Consider the following 259-nt stretch of genomic DNA (forward strand, 5'->3'; position numbering starts at 1 on the left):
GGCACGCCGCCGGCGACCTGCGCGGTCGCGCCCAGCGCACGCGCGGTCTCGCGGATGAATTCCGGGTACGGCTCGTAGGGCTGGTGCGCCGACAGCATGTCGTTGTAGGCGGTGACGATGCCGATGTTCGGCGTCGGCCCGTTGCGCAGGCGGGTCTTGTCGGTCGGCCCGCATGCGGCGAAGCCGTGCGCGAGGTTCGCGCAGCTCAGGCGGCCGCGCAGCGGCCCTTCGTCGCGCATCCGCGCGATGCCGTCGAGGT

Annotated in this window: 1 pseudogene; it reads right to left on the reverse strand. The window is 73.4% G+C overall.

Going from position 1 to position 259, the window contains the following annotated elements:
- Window positions 1-259 (reverse strand): annotated as a pseudogene (locus tag SB719_RS21090) (phosphogluconate dehydratase); the annotation flags it as partial.

Origin of the sequence: Pantoea sp. SIMBA_079 (assembly GCF_046940275.1) — a bacterium.
GTDB lineage: Bacteria > Pseudomonadota > Gammaproteobacteria > Enterobacterales > Enterobacteriaceae > Pantoea > Pantoea borealis.